Genomic DNA, 16,876 nt, shown 5'->3' with positions numbered 1-16,876 from the left:
ACGTGGAGTGGACCGCGTGGTTCGACGCGCCGGAGTACGAGTTCGCCCGGCAAGTGCTGCAGCGCAGCACCGCCACCCTCTTCTTCGTGGCGTTCCTCTCCTCGCTCAACCAGTTCCCGGCCCTCCTCGGCGAGCGCGGCCTGTTGCCGGTGCCGGCGTATCTCGAAGGCTTCAACCGCCTGGGCCGGCCCAGCCTGTTCCGCTGGCGCTACTCGGACCGGCTGCTGCGGACGGTCTGCTGGAGCGGCATGGCCATTGCCGCCACGCTCATCGCCGGGCTGCCCCAGCTCGGGCCGCCCTGGGTTCCGCTCATCGCGTTCCTGACCCTGTGGTTGTTGTACATGTCGATCGTGAACGTGGGGCAGACGTTTTACGGCTTCGGCTGGGAGATGCTGTTGCTGGAGGCCGGGTTCACAGTGGCCTTCCTGGGCTCCGACCAGACTCCCCCGCCCAGGCCGATCCTGATCCTGCTGGTCTGGCTGGTGTTCCGGCTGGAGTTCGGCGCCGGCCTGATCAAGATCCGGGGCGGCCCGGAGTGGCGGGACCTGACAGCCCTGTACTACCACCACGAGACCCAGCCGATGCCGGGGCCGCTGAGCCGGCAGGCGCATCTGCTCCCCAAGGCCTGGCACCGGCTGGAGGTCCTGGGCAACCACTTCGCGCAGCTGGTGGTGCCGTTCTTCCTCTTTGCCCCGCAGCCACTGGCCAGCGCCGCCGCCGGGATCATCATCTTCACCCAGCTGTGGCTGGTGGCGAGCGGAAACTTCGCCTGGCTGAACTGGATGGCTATCATCCTGGCCTTCGCGGCGGTCAGCGATCCCGTGGCGCACGCCGTGCTTCCGGCAATCCCGCTTGAGTGGCACGCCGCGTCCGCGTCCGCGTCCGCAGGCGCAGGCGCCGGGGCCGGCAGCCAGGCGCCGGTCGCGTGGCTGGTGGTGGTCCTGGTTGCCACGGTGCTGCTCGTGGTGCTCAGCTACCGGCCGATCGAGAATCTCTTTTCCCACCATCAGCTGATGAACGCATCTTTCAACCGCTGGCAGCTGGTGAACACCTACGGCGCGTTCGGCACGGTCACGAAGCGGCGGATCGAGATCGTGGTGGAGGGGACCCTCGACGCGGAACCCGGGGATGATGCGGACTGGCGGGAGTATGGGTTCAAGGGCAAACCGGGAGACCTCCGGCGCATCCCGCGCCAGTTCGCCCCATACCACCTGAGGCTTGACTGGCTGATGTGGTTCCTGCCGCTGCGTACCGTGCACGAGGAATGGTTCTACGCGTTCCTGGCCAGGCTGCTGGCGGCGGACCGGCCCACGCTGCGGCTGCTGCGCCATGACCCGTTCGACGGCGAACGGCCCCACTGGGTGCGTGCCAGCAGCTACCTCTACCGTTTCTCCACCCGGGCCGAGTTCCATGCGAGCGGCCAGCGTTGGATCCGGACTCCGTTGTATGTCGTCATCCCGCCCTCGCGCCTGCCGCCGGACGCCTGAGGCCCGTGTTCCGGGCGGCCCAGCGCCGGCCGGTGCGTTCTCGTGCGGCCGTTTGCCACAAATGGCCGGAACGAGGGTCGTCATTCCGGCCATCTGCGGCAATCGGGAACGCCCGCGCCTAGACGGACACCTGCTCCTGCGCCGGCGCGGCCTCCACCGCTGCCTGGCGGCGGCGGAGCCACCACGAGGCAACGAAGATCAGCGCCATGGAGACGTACACCACCAAGGCGAACGGCGAGGAGAACAGGGCCGTGGGGTCGTTCTGCGAGAGCTGCAGCGAGCGCCGCAGCTGCACCTCGAACATCGGTCCCAGGATCATTGCCACCACCATGGGCGCTACAGGATAGCCGTAGCGGCGCATGAAGTAGCCCAGGATGCCCACCACCAGCAGGATGCCGACGTCGCTTGGCGAGAAGTTCACCGAGAAGGCGCCCAGGGCGGCGAAGACCAGGATGCCGGCGTAGAGGTAGGGCCGCGGGATCTGCAGGATCTTCACCCACAGGCCCACCAGCGGCAGGTTCAGGACCAGCAGCATGAGGTTGCCGACATACAGCGACGCGATCAGGGTCCAGACAAGCGCCCCCTGGTTTTCGAACAGGAGCGGGCCGGGCTGGATCTGGTAGCGCTGGAACGCCGTGAGCATCATGGCCGCGGTCGCCGTCGTCGGGATGCCGAGGGTCAGCAACGGCACCAGGACACCGGCGGCCGCGGCGTTGTTGGCCGCTTCCGGCCCGGCGACGCCTTCGATCGCGCCCTTGCCGAACTGGGCCTTGTTGGCGCCCTTGGCCAGCTTCCGCTCGGCGGCGTAGGACAGGAACGTGGAGACGTCCGCGCCGCCTGCCGGGACGGTGCCGATCGGGAACCCGATGAAGGTTCCGCGCAGCCACGGTTTCCAGGACCGCTTCCAGTCCTCCTTGGACAGCCAGGCGTTCTTGCCCTTGCTGACCGGGATGAGCTCCACGGGGCCGTGCCGCAGCTTGGAAGCGACGTAGAGTGCCTCGCCGAGGGCAAAGAGGCCCACGGCCACCAGGACCATGTCGATGCCGTCCACCAGGGTGGGGTTCTCGAACGTGAAGCGCTGCTGGGCCGTGCTGTCATCGATGCCGATCAGGCCGATGAACAGCCCGAGGGCAAGGGAGGCTAGGCCGCGCAGGACGGAGGCGCCCAACAGCGCGCCGACGGTCAGGAAGGCCACCACCATGAGGGCCACGTAGTCCACGGGGCCGAGGCCGACGGCGAAGTCGGCCACGACGGGCGCCAGGAAGGTCAGCAGGACCGTGGCGATGGTCCCGGCAATGAAGGATCCGATCGCCGCCGTCGCCAGGGCCGCCGCTCCCCTGCCGGCCTTGGCCATCTTGTTTCCTTCGAGCGCCGTGACGATCGAGGAGGATTCGCCCGGCGTGTTCAGCAGGATGGAGGTGGTGGAACCGCCGTACATGCCGCCATAGTAGATCCCGGCGAACACGATCAGCGCCGCGGCCGGTTCCAGGGCATAGGTGATGGGCATGAGCAGGGCCACGGTCATGGCGGGGCCAATGCCGGGGAGCACGCCGACGGCGGTGCCGACGAAGACCCCGCCCAGGGCGTAGAGCAGGTAGACAGGCTGCAGCGCGGTGGCGAATCCTTCGAGCAGGAGCATGAAGCTATCCATGGAAGAAGGCCACCCCCTCGAGCAGCGGCCCCGGCGGCAGGGATACGCCCAGCAGCCCGCCGAAGACGTACTGCAGCACCAGCGCCAGGATCACGGACACGGTGATCGCCTTCCAGAGGGGTTTGGCGTCCAGGGACCAGGCGGCACCGCTGAAGAGCACGGCGGCGGCCACCGGCCAGCCTGCCGGCTCGATCAGGAAGATGTGCAGCACCACGAAGCCCACCAGTTTGGCGAGGGCCACCCAGTCGGTCTTGGCGGTCACGTCCAGGTCTTCGCTGTCCTCGGCCTGRCCAACCTTGCCGCGGAGGACCTGCAGGACCACCCCGGCGCCGCACAGCACCAGCATGCCGCACACGATGTAGGGGAAGGCGCGCGGGCCGATGCCGGTCTCCGACGGCGGGATCGGAATGGATCCCGCCGTCGCCAGGCCCGCGACGCCCACGCTGACGAACACGAGGGCGAACAGGATCTCCCCCGTCGGGCGTTTGGCGGGCGTTGTTGCGAGAGAAGACATTCTTACTTGACCAGGCCGATCTGGGTCAGCGTGGTCTTGACCTTGGCGATGTCCTCGGTCAGGAAGGTCGTGAAGCCGTCACCGGCCAGGAAGGCGTCGTCCCAGTTGTTCTTGGACAGGGTGGATTTCCAGGCCGCGGAGGCGTGCAGCTTGGTGACGACGTCGGTCAGCTTCGCGCGCTGGGCGTCGTCGATGGAGCCGGGGGCCACCACGCCGCGCCAGTTGGTCAGCACGACGTCGATCCCCTGGTCCTTGAGCGGCTTGACGCCGGGAAGCGCCGGGGCCTCGGCCTTCCCGGAGACGGCGAGCGCCCGGACCTTGCCGGCCTTGACCTGTTCGGCGTACTCGCCCACGCCGGAGATGCCGGCCTGGACCTTGTTGCCGAGCAGCGCCGCGATGGATTCGCCGCCGCCGGAGTAGCCGATGTAGTTCAGCTTGTCCGCCTCCACGCCCTGGGATTTCAGGATCTGCCCGGCCAGGATGTGGTCCGCGCCGCCGGCCGAGCCGCCGGTGATGGACACGCCCTTGCCGTTGGCCTTGATGTCCGCCACGAGGTCGGCGACGGACTGGTATTTCGACGACGCCGGCACCACGAGGACCAGGGGTTCTTCGGTGAGCCGCGCGATCGGGGTGGTGTCTTCGAGCCGGGTCTTGGCTCCGTTGGTTTCGACTGCGCCCACCATGACGTAGCCCATCACCATAAGGGTGTTGACGTCCTTCTCCGTGGCCAGCTTGGCAAGCCCGTTGGTCCCGCCGCCGCCGCCGATGTTGGTGACCTGTGCGGAGGAGACGAGCTTGTTGGACTGCAGGTCCTGCTGCATGGCGCGTCCGGTCTGGTCCCAGCCGCCGCCCGGGTTGGCGGGGACGATGATGCTGAGCTTCTTGATCGGGTCGGCGCCCCCGGACGCGCCGGCAGCCGCGCCGGTTCCGCTTCCTGCGCAGGCGGACAGGGCCAGGACGACTCCGGCGGCTCCGGCAATGAAGGCGGCGCGGCGGGTGTGGGTGGGCCGCGTGAAAAAGTTCTGCGAAGTCATGGTTTCTCCTTGAGCGAATGTGATGCACATCATCGGAATCACGTCACTGACCCTAGGAGCGCCCGGCGAAGGGCAACAGAATTTGGCCTTAGAGGTAGTAGTGGTCATATTGGTCACGGCCGCGGCCGTCTTTTTGGCGGGCGGCCGGCGCTCCCAATGCGAAACTTGTGACATGTTTCACAGAATTCCCCTACGGTTCCAGCTGGTCGCATTGCAGCTGGGCATCGTGCTGGCTGTCCTCACGGCGGTAGGGGCGGTGACCATCCGGATGCAGGAACAACAGCTCCGGGACGCCTACAAGGGCCGCCTGATCGGCGTGGCCGAAAGTGTTGCCCAGCTGCCGTCCGTCATCAACGCGTTCGGAACGCCCTCGCCGGCCCAGACCATCCAGCCGATCGCGGAAGTCATCCGGCAGGCATCCAATGTCACGTACGTGGTGGTGACAGACCGGCACGGTGTCCGCCAGTCGCACCCCAATCCGGCGGAAATCGGGCGGCCGGTCTCCACCGATCCCTCTGTGCCCCTGTCCGGGGAGATCTATGTTGGCACCCAGACGGGCACGCTCGGTGAATCCTGGCGGGTGAAGGTTCCCATCTTCGATGCGGCCGGCACGGTGATCGGCTCCGCTTCCGTGGGAGTTTTGGAGAGCACCCTGGCCGCCGACCTCCATGAGGACATGCCGCAGCTGTTCGGCTGGCTGCTCGGGGCGGCGCTGCTGAGTTCCCTTGGCGCGATGTACGTCTCGAAACTGGTCTGGCGGCGGATCTACAAGCTCGAGCCCGAGGACATCGCGGCCCTGCTTGAAACACGCGACGCCATGCTCCATGGCCTGGGCGAAGGGCTCGTGGCGGTGGACGTGGACGGCAGGATCGCGCTGGTCAATGATGAGGCCCGCCGCCTGCTCGCGCTGGCCGGGGACATCACCGGGACGCCCGCCGCGGCGAGCCTGGAACCGGCGGTCCTCCGCTTGCTCTCGGCCGGGTCCGCCACGGAGGAACTGGTGCTCTCGGGCGAGCGGATCCTGCTGGGCAAGGTCAATGCGGCCACCGTCGACGGCCGCGAAGTCGGCAAGGTGCTGATCCTGCGGGACCGCACTGAACTGCACACCGTCCTGCGTGACCGCGACGGCGCCGTGGACGTGACGCAGGCCCTCCGCGCCCAGGCGCACGAATTCGCCAACAAGCTGCACGTCATTTCCGGACTGCTGGAGCTCGGAAAGCAGGACAAGGCCATCGAATACCTGGGCCGCAGCCACAACGACGCCGTTTTCGCGAACCGGCCGCAGGCGGCCGGAATCACCGATCACGGGGTCCAGGCCCTGCTGATCGCCAAGTCCACAGTCTGCGCCGAGCGCGGCATCGAGATCATCGTCAGCCCTGAGTCGCTGTGCTCCGCCGATGACTCGGGCGACGTTATTACGGTTCTGGGCAACCTGATCGACAACGCTGTGGACGCTGCCGGCTACGACAGCACTGTTGCCGTCCGGCTGGGCGAGAGCGCCGACGGCGGGCGGACCATCGTGGTGGAGGACGACGGGCCGGGCGTCCCGGTTGCGGAACGCGCTAAAGTGTTCGAGCCCGGCGTGACCAGCAAGGAAGCCGAGGGAATCAACAGCCGCGGGTTTGGGCTTGCCCTGGTCCAGCGGGTTGCCCTCCGGCGCGGAGGCCGGGCGGCGGTCTCCTCATCGGCATTGGGCGGAGCCTGCTTCTCGGTAGCGCTCAGGACAAAAGAGGCGGAACTACAAAAGCAATGAGCGCCATACGTACCCTCATCATTGACGATGACGTAGCAGTGGCCGGGATCCATCACGGGTTCCTGCTGGCACGCGGCGGATTCGACGTCGTGGCCATGGCCCACACCGGGCAACAGGGCCTCGATCTGGCCGCGGAGTTGGGGCCGGAGCTGGTGTTGCTGGACATTCACCTGCCGGACATGTCCGGCCTGGACGTCCTGCAGCGGCTGCGCGGGCGCCGGCGGCCGGTGGATGTCCTCGTGATAACTGCGTCCCGGGAGCTCGACACGGTCCGGGGCGCGATGGCCGGCGGGGTGCTGCACTATCTGGTCAAGCCCTTCTCCTCGCAGGCATTGATCGAACGGCTGGACGAGTACGTCATGCTGCGGGAGGAGCTGGCCTCCGGAGCCGCCGGGCCGCTGGACCAGGCAAGCATCGACCGCCTGGTGGCTCCCTCCCGCCGGCCCGCGGCGGCGGAAACCCCTGCGGGACAGTCTGCCGAGCCGCTGGCCAGGCTGCCGAAGGGACTGTCCCGGCCCACGCTGGACGCCGTCATCGAGGCGCTGAGGGCCAGTCCCGAGGACGTCTCGGCGGCCGGCCTGGCGGTCGAGCTCGGACTGTCGCGCGTCAGCGCCCGGCGTTATCTCGAATATCTGGTCATCCACGGCTTCGCAAGGCTCACGCCCCGTTATGGTGCGGCTGGGCGGCCGGAGAACCGATACCTGTGGAAACGCTGAGCATGTCCAGTCTTCGGTGCGGGCAGCCCGGGACGCCTGGCACAAAATGCGGGGCACGGGCCAGGGTTGCGCGTCACGGGGCAGCCTTTCGACGCAGATGGCCGCTACAGGACCGCCAATCCGGCCATTTGTGGCGAATCGACGACGTCCAGCCGGGGAGGGYCCTACATCGGCACCCACGAAACCGCCCGGCAACACGGGAAGTGTCGGCACCCACGAAACCGCCCGGCAACACAGGAAGTGTCGGCACCCACGAAACCGCCCGGCCACCCAGGGACCATGGGCACAGGCCCTCGGGGACGGGTCGAGGATTCAGAGCCACAGGGCACCCATTCGACGCAGATGGCCGCAATAGGACCGCCAATCCGGCCATCCGTGGCGAATCGACGACGCCCGGCAACCCAGGGACGTGTCGGCACCCACGAAGCCGCCCGGCCACCCAGCGACGCATGGGCACAGGTGCGAGCCAGGGGTTGCGCGCCACAGGGCACCCATTCGACGCAGATGGCCGCAATAGGACCGTCAATCCGGCCATCCGTGGCGAATCGACGAGTTTCACACGGCAGAGCTTCACCTGGGCACACGTAACTGGGCACACGTCGGTGGGCACACGTCGGTGGGCACACGTCGGTGGGCACACGTCGGTGGGCACACGTCGGTGGGCACACGTCGGTGGGCACACGTCGGTGGGCACACGTCGGTGGGCACACGTCGGTGGGCAGCTGGGCGAGGGGCGGGAACTTCCGGCGGCTACCGGCCCGCGCGGCGCAGCGTGGACGCGGCGTGCTTGAGGATGGGTCCGTCGATCATCTTGCCCTTGAACTGGAAGACGCCCGTGCCTGCCGCGGAGGCAGCGGCGAGCAGCTCGGCTGCCGCTGAGACGTCTTCTTCTGTTGGCGCGTAAGCTTCGCGGACCACGGCCACCTGGTCCGGGTGGATGCACGCTTTGGACGCAAATCCGGACGCCACGGCGTCACGGGATTCGAGGGCCAGCCCGGCCAGGTCCGGGATGTTGACGTAGACGGCGTCGATTGCGTCCTTGCCGAAGGCGCCGGCGGCCAGGAGCACGCTGGAGCGGGCGTGCAGCGCGACGGCCCGGTAGCCGCCGCTTTCCGTCCTGCTGGAGGTTCCGCCGAGCGAGGCCAGCAGGTCCTCCGCACCCCACATCAAGGCCACCACATTGGGTTCGGCGGCGATGGCGGCGGCATTGAGGACACCTGCGGCCGTCTCACAGAGGGCAACCACGCTGTAGCCCTCGAGCTCCTTCAGCTGGGCGGCGCTCTCGGCCTTGGCCAGCATGACGTGCCGGTAGGGCGTGTGCTTGAGGCAGTGCAGGTCCTTCTCGAACTCGTCCGTGCCGGCCGGGTTGACCCGGATGATCGTGCGGCTCGGATCCAGTTCCGGGACGTCGCCGGTGGCGCCGAGTTGGGCGAGGATGGCGCCGCGGGCCCGCTGCTTGTCGGCGGGGGCGACTGCGTCCTCGAGGTCAACGATCACGGTATCGGAGCGCTCGGCGGCTTTCTGGTACCGCTCGGGGCGGTCGGCGGGGCAGAACAGCAGGGCAGGACCCATCAGGAAACTCATGTTTCTATTGTCCCCTTTTGCGCGGCTTCCAGCTCGGCAGCTGCGTGGGCCTCGCGTGTCCACATCAGGCAGCTGCGGGCAGCGAGCGCCACCACGTCCCCGCGCTGGTTCCGCCCCGTGTGCTGCATGGTCACGATGCCCTGGCCTGGGCGGGACGCGGACAGCCGTTTCCCGGTGACCACCGTCTCCGTGTACAGGGTGTCCCCGTGATACAGCGGGCGCGGAAAGGACACGTCCGTCAGGCCCAGCTGGGCGATGATGGTGCCCTGGGTCAGCTGCGGCACGGACTGGCCCACCACGGTGGCCAGGGTGAACATCGAATTCATCAGCCGCTGGCCGAACGGCTGCCCGGCGCTCCAGGCCGCGTCGAGGTGCAGGGCCTGGGTGTTCATGGTCATGGTGGTGAACAAGACGTTATCCGTCTCCGTGACGGTCCGGCCCGGCCGGTGGGCGTAGACCACGCCCTCCTCCAGCTCGTCGAAATAGAGGCCGCGCTGCTCGATCACCCGGGGGGTGCCGGCAACGGGGCTAGGGGCGGATCGGTCTGCGTCACTCATACGGTCAGTTCCTGGTCTTCCTCAAAGAGTTCGGCTCCGGTGGCCGCCACGACGTCCTCCACGGACACGTTCGGCGCCAGTTCGCGCAGCACCAGCCGGGGCGGCCCGGCGTCGGTCACGACGTCGATCACGGCGAGGTCGGTGATGATGCGGTCCACGCAGCCCTTGCCGGTCAGCGGCAGTGTGCAGGTTTCCACGATTTTCGGCCTCCCGTTGCGGTCCACGTGATCCATCATCACGATCACCTTCTTGGCCCCGAACACGAGGTCCATCGCACCGCCCATGCCCTTGACCATTTTGCCCGGGATCATCCAGTTGGCGAGGTCGCCGTTGGCGGCGACCTCCATGGCGCCGAGCACGGCCACATCGACGTGGCCGCCCCGGATCATGCCGAAGGAGGCGGCCGAATCGAAGAACGCCGCGCCCTTGTTGACCGTGACGGTTTCCTTGCCGGCATTGATCAGGTCCGGATCGATCTGGTCCTCGGCCGGGTAGGGTCCGACGCCCAGGATGCCGTTCTCCGAATGCAGCACCACCTCGACGCCGGCCGGAATGTAATTGGGTATCAGCGTCGGCATGCCGATGCCGAGGTTGACGTACTGGCCGTTGTGCAGTTCCTGCGCCACCCGGGCGGCGAGTTCATTGCGGGTCCAGCCCTTGCTCTCAACACCGGCGGGGTGTTCGAGCGCGGAGCGCCGGTATTCGTGGCGCACGGCCTCGGGACGGGGCGGGGCGTCTTGGGCTTTGTTCGTTTCCACGGCTATGCTCCTGCCTGCTCTGGCGCCTGCTTTGGTGCGCCGGAGGCCCCGGTGGTCACCGCAACCGTCCGCTTCTCAATGCGTTTCTCGCCCTGCGGGGCCAGCACCACGCGCTGGACGAAGATCCCAGGGACGTGGACGTGCTCCGGGTCCAGTTCCCCCGGCTGCACAAGTTCCTCGACCTCGGCGATCGTGATCTTCCCGGCCATGGCGCACAGCGGGTTGAAATTCATGGCGGTGGCGTGGAAGACGAGATTGCCGTGGCGGTCACCCTTCCAGGCGTGAACCAGGCCGAAGTCGGGCGTGAGCGATTCTTCCAGCACGTAGTCGGCGCCGTGGAAGCTGCGCACTTCCTTGGCGGCAGAGGCGATCGCTACGTTGCCGTCGGCGTCGTACTTCTGCGGCAGGCCGCCGTCAGACACCTGGGTTCCGACGCCGGCCGGCGTGTAGAAGGCGGGAATGCCGGCCCCGCCGGCGCGCAGCTTTTCGGCCAGCGTACCCTGCGGGGTGAGGACCACCTCCAGCTCGCCGGCGAGGTATTGCCGGGCGAACTCTTTGTTCTCCCCCACGTAGGAGCTGATGGTGCGCCGGATCCGGCCGTCCTTGAGCAGGATCCCGAGGCCCCAGTCGTCCACGCCGCAGTTGTTGCTGACGGTTTCCAGGTCCGTGGCGCCGCGCTCGTGCAGGGCCTCGATCAAGGTCACGGGGATGCCGCACAGCCCGAACCCGCCGACGGCGAGGGAGGCGCCGTCGTGGATGTCCGCGACAGCCTCGGCTGCGCTGGCAACAACTTTGTTGATCATCGGTGATCCTTCCGGCCGGCTACAGTCCCAGTTCGCGGGCGATCAGCATCAGCTGGACCTCCGTGGTGCCCTCGCCGACTTCAAGGATCTTGGAGTCGCGGTAGTGGCGCGCCACGGTGAATTCGTTGATGAAGCCATAGCCGCCGAACACCTGGGTGGCGTCCCGCGCGTTGTCCATGGCTGCCTCGCCTGCGACCATCTTAGCGATGGCCGCCTGCGTCTTGAACGGCTTGCCGGCAAGCATCCGGGCGGCAGCGTCGTAGTAGGCCAGGCGGGCCGTGTGGGCGCGTGCTTCCATCCGGGCGATCTTGAACGCAATGGCCTGGTACTTGCCGATGTTCTGCCCGAACGCGCTGCGTTCCTTGGCGTATTTCACCGACAGGTCCACGCAGCCCTGGGCCGCGCCGACGGCCAGGGCTGCGATCGCGATCCGGCCCTCGTCCAGGATGGAGAGGAAGTTGGCGTAGCCGCGGCCCTGGGTGCCCAGCAGGTTTTCCTCGGGGACGTGGACGTTGTTGAGCGTCAGCGGGTGGGTGTCCGAGGCGTTCCAGCCGACCTTGTTGTAGGCCTTCTCGGCTTTGAAGCCCGGGGTGTTGGTGGGCACCAGGATGGTGGAGATTTCCTTCTTGATGCTGCCGTCCGGGCGTTCGTCCTGGCCGGTCACCGCGGTGACGGTGACGAGCTTGGTGATGTCGGTGCCGGAGTTGGTGATGAACTCCTTGTTGCCGTTGATGACCCACTCTCCGCCGCCGCGTTTGGCGGTGGTCTTCGTTCCGCCGGCGTCCGAGCCGGCTTCCGGCTCGGTCAGGCCGAAGCCGGCGAGCGCCTTGCCGGAGGCCAGCAGCGGCAGCCACTCCTCCTTTTGGGCGGCGTTGCCGAAGCGGTGGATCGGCATGGCACCGAGGGAGACGCCGGCCTCGAGTGTGATGGCGACGGACTGGTCCACCCGGCCAAGCTGTTCCAGGGCCAGGGCGAGGGCGAAGTAGTCGCCGCCCATGCCGCCGAACTCTTCCGGGAACGGCAGGCCGAACAGGCCCATGTCCGCCATCTGGGCGACGATTTCGTAGGGGAAGCTGTGTTCCTCGTCGTGCTTGGCGGAAACCGGGGCCACCACTTCGTCGGCGAATTCGCGGACGGTGTTGCTGAGGTCCTGGTAATCCTCGCTGAGTTCAAAATCTGCCATGGGAGTGACTCCTGTGTCTGAGGTATTTCTGTGGTCTGTTGAAAGGGGTGTTGGGTCAGCGGCGGGCGTTGCTCCGCGGGCGTCAGTACGGTGCGGTCATTCGGCCGCGCCCATCGCGATGACCGCTTCCTCGATCGTGTCCTCGGCCTTCGAAGGCTCGGCCGGGACGGCGGGGTGGATCGTCGCCAGCACCTGGTCTGCCTTGACGAGGTCGCCTGGCCCGACGCTGATGTGGACGGTTCCGTCGAGGGGCGCCACGAGCTGGTGCTCCATCTTCATAGCCTCCACGGAGAGCAGCACTTGGCCGGCTTCCACGGCGTCACCGTTGCTGACGGACACGGACACCACGGTGCCGGGCATCGGCGAGCGCACCGCCGGGTCAGCGGCGCCTTCCTCGCGTTCGATCGCGGCCAGCACCCGGGCGAGCCGGGTCTCCCGGGTGAGCACCTCCAGGCGGCAGGACCAGCCCTCGTTGCCGAGGAAAAGTTCCGTGGGCGTCGTGTTGTTGTCCCGGTCTGGGCGGATCGGTCCCTGAGACACGGCCACGAGCGAGTACACCCGGGCTTCGCCGCCCAGGGTCAGCTCTGCGTGGTTGCGGTTGGGGAAGCGAAGCGAAGCCGTGCGCTGCGGCCCGCCGTCGACGGTCACTGCCGCCGTGCCCTGCCCCACGGCGCCGGACACCTCAACCGTCGCGACACCGCCGTCGGGAGTGCCAAGGCTGATCCGCCGTGGGGCGGGGGCACCAAGCCTCCAACCGTCGCGAAGGTCCCACGGGCCTTTCCCGGCGGCCTGCGCATCGTGCTCCTGCGTGGCAGCTGCGTAAAGCGCCGCGGCAGCGATCTCGAAGTCGCCCGGGCGGCGGAAGGAGAACTCCGGCATTTTGCGCTCTATCAGACCGGTGTCGAGGCGCCCGGCCCGGACGTCGGCGTCGTTGATCAGGAGCCGCAAGTACTCAACGTTGGTGTCGATGCCAAGCGCCGTGTAGCCGGCGAGTGCCCGGTTTAGGGTGTCGAGGGCCTCGGTGCGGTCCTGACCCCACGCGATGACCTTGGAAATCATCGGGTCATAGTTGGAGGAGATCTCCAGGTCCTCCAGCAGGGCAGAATCGACCCGGACTTGGCCATCTGCGTCACCGGGCAGTTCGTCCAGCACCAGGACCTTGCCGGTGGAGGGCATGAAGTTCTTCTCCGGAACCTCCGCGTACACGCGGGCCTCCACCGAGTGGCCGTTGAGCACGACGTCGTCCTGCCGGACGGTGAGTTCCCCGCCGGCGGCGATCCGGACCTGCCATTCAACGAGGTCGATGCCGGTGACCATCTCGGTGACGGGGTGTTCGACCTGCAAACGGGTGTTCATCTCCATGAAGAAGAACTCGTCCGGGGCGTTGTCCGAGACCAGGAATTCGACAGTGCCGGCGCCGGAGTAGTTGACGCTGCGCGCGGCGTTGCAGGCGGCCTCGCCGAGACGGGCCCGGATGTCCGCGCCGTCGGGCAGGGATTCCAGCAGCGGGGACGGCGCCTCCTCGATGACTTTCTGGTGGCGGCGCTGCAGGGAGCACTCGCGCTCCCCGAGGTGGATGACGTTGCCGTGGTTGTCGGCAAGGACCTGCACCTCGATGTGGCGCGGGGTGAGCACGAGCCGTTCCAGGAACAGGGTGTCATCGCCGAAGGCACTGGCAGCGACCCGCCGGGCGGTGGCCAGGGTGGCTTCGAGGTCCTCGGGCCGTTCCACGATGTGCATGCCCTTCCCGCCGCCACCGGCGGAGGGCTTGATCAGCAGCGGGAAGCCGACGCCGGCCGCGGCCTCGATCAGTTGCGCGTCCGTCATGTCCGGTTCGGCGATGCCCGGGACCACCGGGACGCCGTAGCCGGTGACGTGGTTTTTGGAGCGGATCTTGTCGCCCATGACGTTCAGGGATTCGACGCCGGGGCCGATGAACGTGATCCCGGCGTCCGCCAGGGCACGGGCGAAGTCGACGTTCTCGCTCAGGAAGCCGTAGCCCGGGTGCACGGCCTCGGCGCCGGTGTCGCGGCAGGCCTTCAGGATGGCCTCGATCTTCAGGTAGCTCTCGGTGGCGGCGGCCGGGCCGATCCTGACCGCGACGTCGGCCTCCCGCACGTGCCGCGCGCCGGCATCGGCGTCGGAATAGACGGCCACCGAACGGATCCCCAGGGCGCGCAGGGTCCGGATGACGCGGCAGGCGATCTCGCCGCGGTTGGCGACGAGCACGGTGCCGAACAGGGGCTTCTGGGGTGTCAAAGGTGCAGTCGACAAAGAAATAGTCACAGCTGGCTCACATCCGGAACAGGCCGAAGGAGGTCTCCGGCAGCGGGGTGCGGGAGACGACGTCGAGCGCCAGTCCCAGGACGGTGCGGGTGTCCGCGGGGTCGATCACGCCGTCATCCCAGAGGCGGGCGGTGGAGTAGTAGGGGCTGCCCTGGTCCTCGTACTGGGCCTTGATCGGGGCCTTGAACGCTTCCTCGTCCGCGGCGGACCATTCCTCGCCGCGGGCCTCGTACTGGTCCCGCTTCACGGTGGCGAGCACGCTGGAGGCCTGGTTGCCGCCCATCACGGAAATCCGGGACGCCGGCCACATCCACAGGAAGCGCGGCGAATAGGCCCGACCGCACATGGAGTAGTTCCCCGCGCCGAAGGACCCGCCGATCACCACGGTCAGTTTGGGGACGCGGGCGGTGGCGACGGCGGTGACCATCTTGGCGCCGTTCTTGGCGATGCCGCCCTGCTCGTAGTCCTTGCCGACCATGAAGCCGGAGAGGTTCTGCAGGAAGATCAGCGGGATGCCGCGCTGATCGCAGAGTTCGATGAAGTGCGCGCCCTTGAGTGAGGACTCGCTGAACAGCACTCCGTTGTTCGCCACGATCCCCACCGGGTGGCCGTGCAGCTTGGCGAAGCCCGTGACCAAGGTGGTGCCGTAGTTCTTCTTGAACTCGTGGAACTTGCTGCCGTCCACAAGCCGGGCAATGACCTCACGCACGTCGTACTGGGCGTTGACGTCCGTGGGAACGGCGCCGTAGAGCTCCTCCGGGTCGGCGACGGGTTCGACGACGGTATCCACGTCCCAGACGGGGGCGGCGGGCCGGGGCAGGGTGGAGACGATGTCGCGGACGATCTGGAGGGCATGCTCATCGTTCTCGGCCAGGTGGTCCGTGACTCCGGAGATCTTCGAGTGCACGTCGCCGCCGCCGAGTTCCTCGGCCGTGACGATCTCGCCGATCGCGGCCTTCACCAGCGGCGGGCCGCCCAGGAAGATGGTGCCCTGGTTGCGGACAATCACGGTCTCGTCGCTCATCGCCGGGACATAGGCGCCGCCGGCGGTGCAGGAGCCCATGACGGAGGCGATCTGCGGGATCTTCGCCGCGGACATCCTTGCCTGGTTGAAGAAGATCCGGCCGAAGTGTTCCTTGTCCGGGAAGACCTCGTCCTGCTTAGGCAGGAACGCGCCGCCGGAATCCACGAGATAGATGCAGGGCAGCCGGTTCTCCAGGGCGATTTCCTGCGCCCGGAGATGCTTCTTGACCGTCATCGGGTAGTAGGTGCCGCCCTTGACCGTGGCGTCGTTGGAAATGACCAGCACCTGCCGGCCGTGCACCAGGCCGATCCCGGCTATGACGCCGGCACCGGGCGAGTCGCCGTCGTACATGCCGTCCGCCGCCAGCGGGGCGATCTCCAGGAAGGGGCTGCCGTCGTCCAGCAGCCGGTCGATGCGCTCGCGCGGCAGGAGCTTGCCGCGCGCAACGTGGCGTTCCCGGGACTTTGCCGGCCCGCCCAGCGCTGCGGCGGCGAGCCGTTCCCTCAACTCGCCGGCCAGCCCCAGCTGGGCCTCCCGGTTCGCGGCATAGGCTGTGCTCATCGCATCCACCCGGCTGGCGATTGTCTCCATTGACTGATTCCGTTCCCTGACCTGCGCGCCGGACCGGCGACTCACGCCGCCCGGCTGTTTCGGTTAGTACCGCATAACTGAGATTTAGGTTAGTCTCTATTAACTGTGATGTCCAACACAGGGATCATTCGCAACGAGGGGATGCGCCGGTGACCGAGCCCAGCCAGACCGCCCAGCTTCCGTCCGCCCAGGCAGCCTCCACCCCGGCCCCGTCAACACAGCGCAGCCAGGCCAAGGCGAACAGGCGGCAGGCCCTCTTGTCCGCCGCCGCTGCGCTCTTCGCCCTCGAGGGCTTCAACCGCGTTTCCCTGGAGGATCTGGGGGCCGCGGCCGGCGTCAGCGGGCCGGCGGTCTACCGCCACTTCGCCGGCAAGCAGGCCGTCCTCGGCGCGCTGCTGCTGAGCGTGAGCAAGGACCTGCTCGACGGCGGCCGCAAGGTGGTGGCCGATTCCGACGACGACCTGGCGGCGCTGGGCGGCCTCGTGGCCTTCCACGTCGACTTTGCCCTGAGCAACCCCGACGTCATCCGGGTCCAGGACCAGGACTTCAGCAACCTGGCCGGTGAGGACCAGGCCGAGGTCCGCACGCTCCAGCGCAACTACGTTGAACTCTGGGTGGACGTGCTGGCCGGGCTGCACGAGGGCACGGAGGCCGCCGAACTGCGGATGCGGGCACATGCCACCTTCGGCCTGATCAACTCGACCCCGCACTCGGTGCGCAGCCACGGGCGCCGGATCGGCGTCCGCCGCGCCAGGCCGCTGCTGGAAAGCATGGCGCTGGCCGCGCTCATGGCACCGGCCGCGCCCGAGCCGCTCGGCTAGGCAACTCCCCCACCGCGCAACGCACTCCACGGTTCCGCGTGTCCACGTGTCCACGGCGCAGCCCGAGGGCACTTTGGCGCGGACATGCCGTGAACCAGGGCCCCGCCGTCGAAC

The 16,876-nt window shown here is 67.9% G+C and carries 14 protein-coding genes; 4 read left to right on the top strand and 10 right to left on the bottom strand.

The window, feature by feature from the left end:
- Window positions 1–2: 2 nt before the first annotated feature.
- Window positions 3–1,487: a lipase maturation factor family protein gene (locus AC1DR1_RS12395; RefSeq protein ID WP_476992668.1), complete on the top strand. Its 1,485-nt coding sequence runs from the start codon at window positions 3–5 to the stop codon at window positions 1,485–1,487.
- Between the two features lie 118 nt (window positions 1,488–1,605).
- Here the strand turns inward: AC1DR1_RS12395 and AC1DR1_RS12390 are convergent, their stop codons facing one another.
- Genes AC1DR1_RS12390 through AC1DR1_RS12380 form a run of 3 tightly spaced genes read right to left on the bottom strand, consistent with a single transcriptional unit; the run spans window position 1,606 to window position 4,686 of the window.
- Window positions 1,606–3,138, bottom strand: a complete 1,533-nt coding sequence (locus tag AC1DR1_RS12390; RefSeq protein ID WP_229993416.1) for a tripartite tricarboxylate transporter permease — start codon at window positions 3,136–3,138, stop codon at window positions 1,606–1,608.
- The gene (locus AC1DR1_RS12385) at window positions 3,131–3,652 is read right to left on the bottom strand and encodes a tripartite tricarboxylate transporter TctB family protein (RefSeq protein WP_229993417.1); all 522 of its coding nucleotides are present in this window, start codon (window positions 3,650–3,652) and stop codon (window positions 3,131–3,133) included. The genes AC1DR1_RS12390 and AC1DR1_RS12385 overlap by 8 nt, the downstream gene beginning before the upstream one ends.
- A gap of 2 nt (window positions 3,653–3,654) precedes the next feature.
- Window positions 3,655–4,686 carry a Bug family tripartite tricarboxylate transporter substrate binding protein gene (locus tag AC1DR1_RS12380; RefSeq protein ID WP_364747388.1) on the bottom strand — a complete coding sequence of 344 codons (1,032 nt, stop codon included), beginning with the start codon at window positions 4,684–4,686 and terminating at the stop codon, window positions 3,655–3,657.
- A gap of 172 nt (window positions 4,687–4,858) precedes the next feature.
- On the opposite strand from AC1DR1_RS12380, the gene AC1DR1_RS12375 reads away from it, so the two are divergent.
- Window positions 4,859–6,439, top strand: coding sequence for an ATP-binding protein (locus AC1DR1_RS12375; RefSeq protein ID WP_476992657.1), 1,581 nt, complete (start codon window positions 4,859–4,861; stop codon window positions 6,437–6,439).
- On the top strand, window positions 6,436–7,155 hold the full coding sequence (locus AC1DR1_RS12370) for a response regulator (protein WP_229993420.1): 720 nt from the start codon (window positions 6,436–6,438) through the stop codon (window positions 7,153–7,155). Before AC1DR1_RS12375 ends, AC1DR1_RS12370 begins: the two co-directional genes overlap by 4 nt.
- 750 nt (window positions 7,156–7,905) lie before the next feature.
- On the opposite strand, the gene AC1DR1_RS12365 is transcribed toward AC1DR1_RS12370, so the two are convergent.
- From AC1DR1_RS12365 to AC1DR1_RS12335, 7 genes are all read right to left on the bottom strand, one after another.
- Window positions 7,906–8,739: an HpcH/HpaI aldolase/citrate lyase family protein gene (locus tag AC1DR1_RS12365; protein ID WP_476966490.1), complete on the bottom strand. Its 834-nt coding sequence runs from the start codon at window positions 8,737–8,739 to the stop codon at window positions 7,906–7,908.
- Window positions 8,736–9,296, bottom strand: coding sequence for a MaoC family dehydratase (locus tag AC1DR1_RS12360; protein ID WP_229993422.1), 561 nt, complete (start codon window positions 9,294–9,296; stop codon window positions 8,736–8,738). The genes AC1DR1_RS12365 and AC1DR1_RS12360 overlap by 4 nt, the downstream gene beginning before the upstream one ends.
- Window positions 9,293–10,054: a CoA transferase subunit B gene (locus AC1DR1_RS12355; RefSeq protein WP_290369350.1), complete on the bottom strand. Its 762-nt coding sequence runs from the start codon at window positions 10,052–10,054 to the stop codon at window positions 9,293–9,295. Before AC1DR1_RS12355 ends, AC1DR1_RS12360 begins: the two co-directional genes overlap by 4 nt.
- A 2-nt stretch (window positions 10,055–10,056) precedes the next feature.
- Window positions 10,057–10,857 carry a CoA transferase subunit A gene (locus AC1DR1_RS12350; protein ID WP_229993423.1) on the bottom strand — a complete coding sequence of 267 codons (801 nt, stop codon included), beginning with the start codon at window positions 10,855–10,857 and terminating at the stop codon, window positions 10,057–10,059.
- Window positions 10,858–10,876: 19 nt separating this feature from the next.
- Window positions 10,877–12,040, bottom strand: coding sequence for an acyl-CoA dehydrogenase family protein (locus AC1DR1_RS12345; protein WP_229993424.1), 1,164 nt, complete (start codon window positions 12,038–12,040; stop codon window positions 10,877–10,879).
- A gap of 96 nt (window positions 12,041–12,136) precedes the next feature.
- Entirely contained in the window at window positions 12,137–14,326 is a 2,190-nt protein-coding gene (locus AC1DR1_RS12340) for an acetyl/propionyl/methylcrotonyl-CoA carboxylase subunit alpha (protein ID WP_476992656.1), read from the bottom strand.
- A gap of 7 nt (window positions 14,327–14,333) precedes the next feature.
- The gene (locus AC1DR1_RS12335; protein ID WP_364747377.1) at window positions 14,334–15,941 is read right to left on the bottom strand and encodes a carboxyl transferase domain-containing protein; all 1,608 of its coding nucleotides are present in this window, start codon (window positions 15,939–15,941) and stop codon (window positions 14,334–14,336) included.
- 149 nt (window positions 15,942–16,090) lie between these two features.
- Between AC1DR1_RS12335 and AC1DR1_RS12330 the strand changes: the two genes are divergently transcribed.
- A complete protein-coding gene (locus AC1DR1_RS12330; protein ID WP_290369351.1) occupies window positions 16,091–16,762 on the top strand; it encodes an SACE_7040 family transcriptional regulator in 672 nt (223 codons plus the stop codon).
- Window positions 16,763–16,876: the final 114 nt, after the last annotated feature.

The sequence above is a fragment of the Arthrobacter sp. P4_F10 genome (assembly GCF_056401435.1).
Note: the sequence above shows the minus strand (reverse complement) of the source record. Positions and strands in the feature narration are given on the sequence as shown.

Coding starts and splice junctions, on each gene's coding strand:
- AC1DR1_RS12365 (WP_476966490.1), bottom strand. CDS start 8,739: ATGAGTTTCCTGATGGGTCCTGCCCTGCTGTTCTGCCCCGCCGACCGC.
- AC1DR1_RS12370 (WP_229993420.1), top strand. CDS start 6,436: ATGAGCGCCATACGTACCCTCATCATTGACGATGACGTAGCAGTGGCC.
- AC1DR1_RS12390 (WP_229993416.1), bottom strand. CDS start 3,138: ATGGATAGCTTCATGCTCCTGCTCGAAGGATTCGCCACCGCGCTGCAG.
- AC1DR1_RS12345 (WP_229993424.1), bottom strand. CDS start 12,040: ATGGCAGATTTTGAACTCAGCGAGGATTACCAGGACCTCAGCAACACC.
- AC1DR1_RS12380 (WP_364747388.1), bottom strand. CDS start 4,686: ATGACTTCGCAGAACTTTTTCACGCGGCCCACCCACACCCGCCGCGCC.
- AC1DR1_RS12375 (WP_476992657.1), top strand. CDS start 4,859: ATGTTTCACAGAATTCCCCTACGGTTCCAGCTGGTCGCATTGCAGCTG.
- AC1DR1_RS12350 (WP_229993423.1), bottom strand. CDS start 10,857: ATGATCAACAAAGTTGTTGCCAGCGCAGCCGAGGCTGTCGCGGACATC.
- AC1DR1_RS12335 (WP_364747377.1), bottom strand. CDS start 15,941: ATGGAGACAATCGCCAGCCGGGTGGATGCGATGAGCACAGCCTATGCC.
- AC1DR1_RS12360 (WP_229993422.1), bottom strand. CDS start 9,296: ATGAGTGACGCAGACCGATCCGCCCCTAGCCCCGTTGCCGGCACCCCC.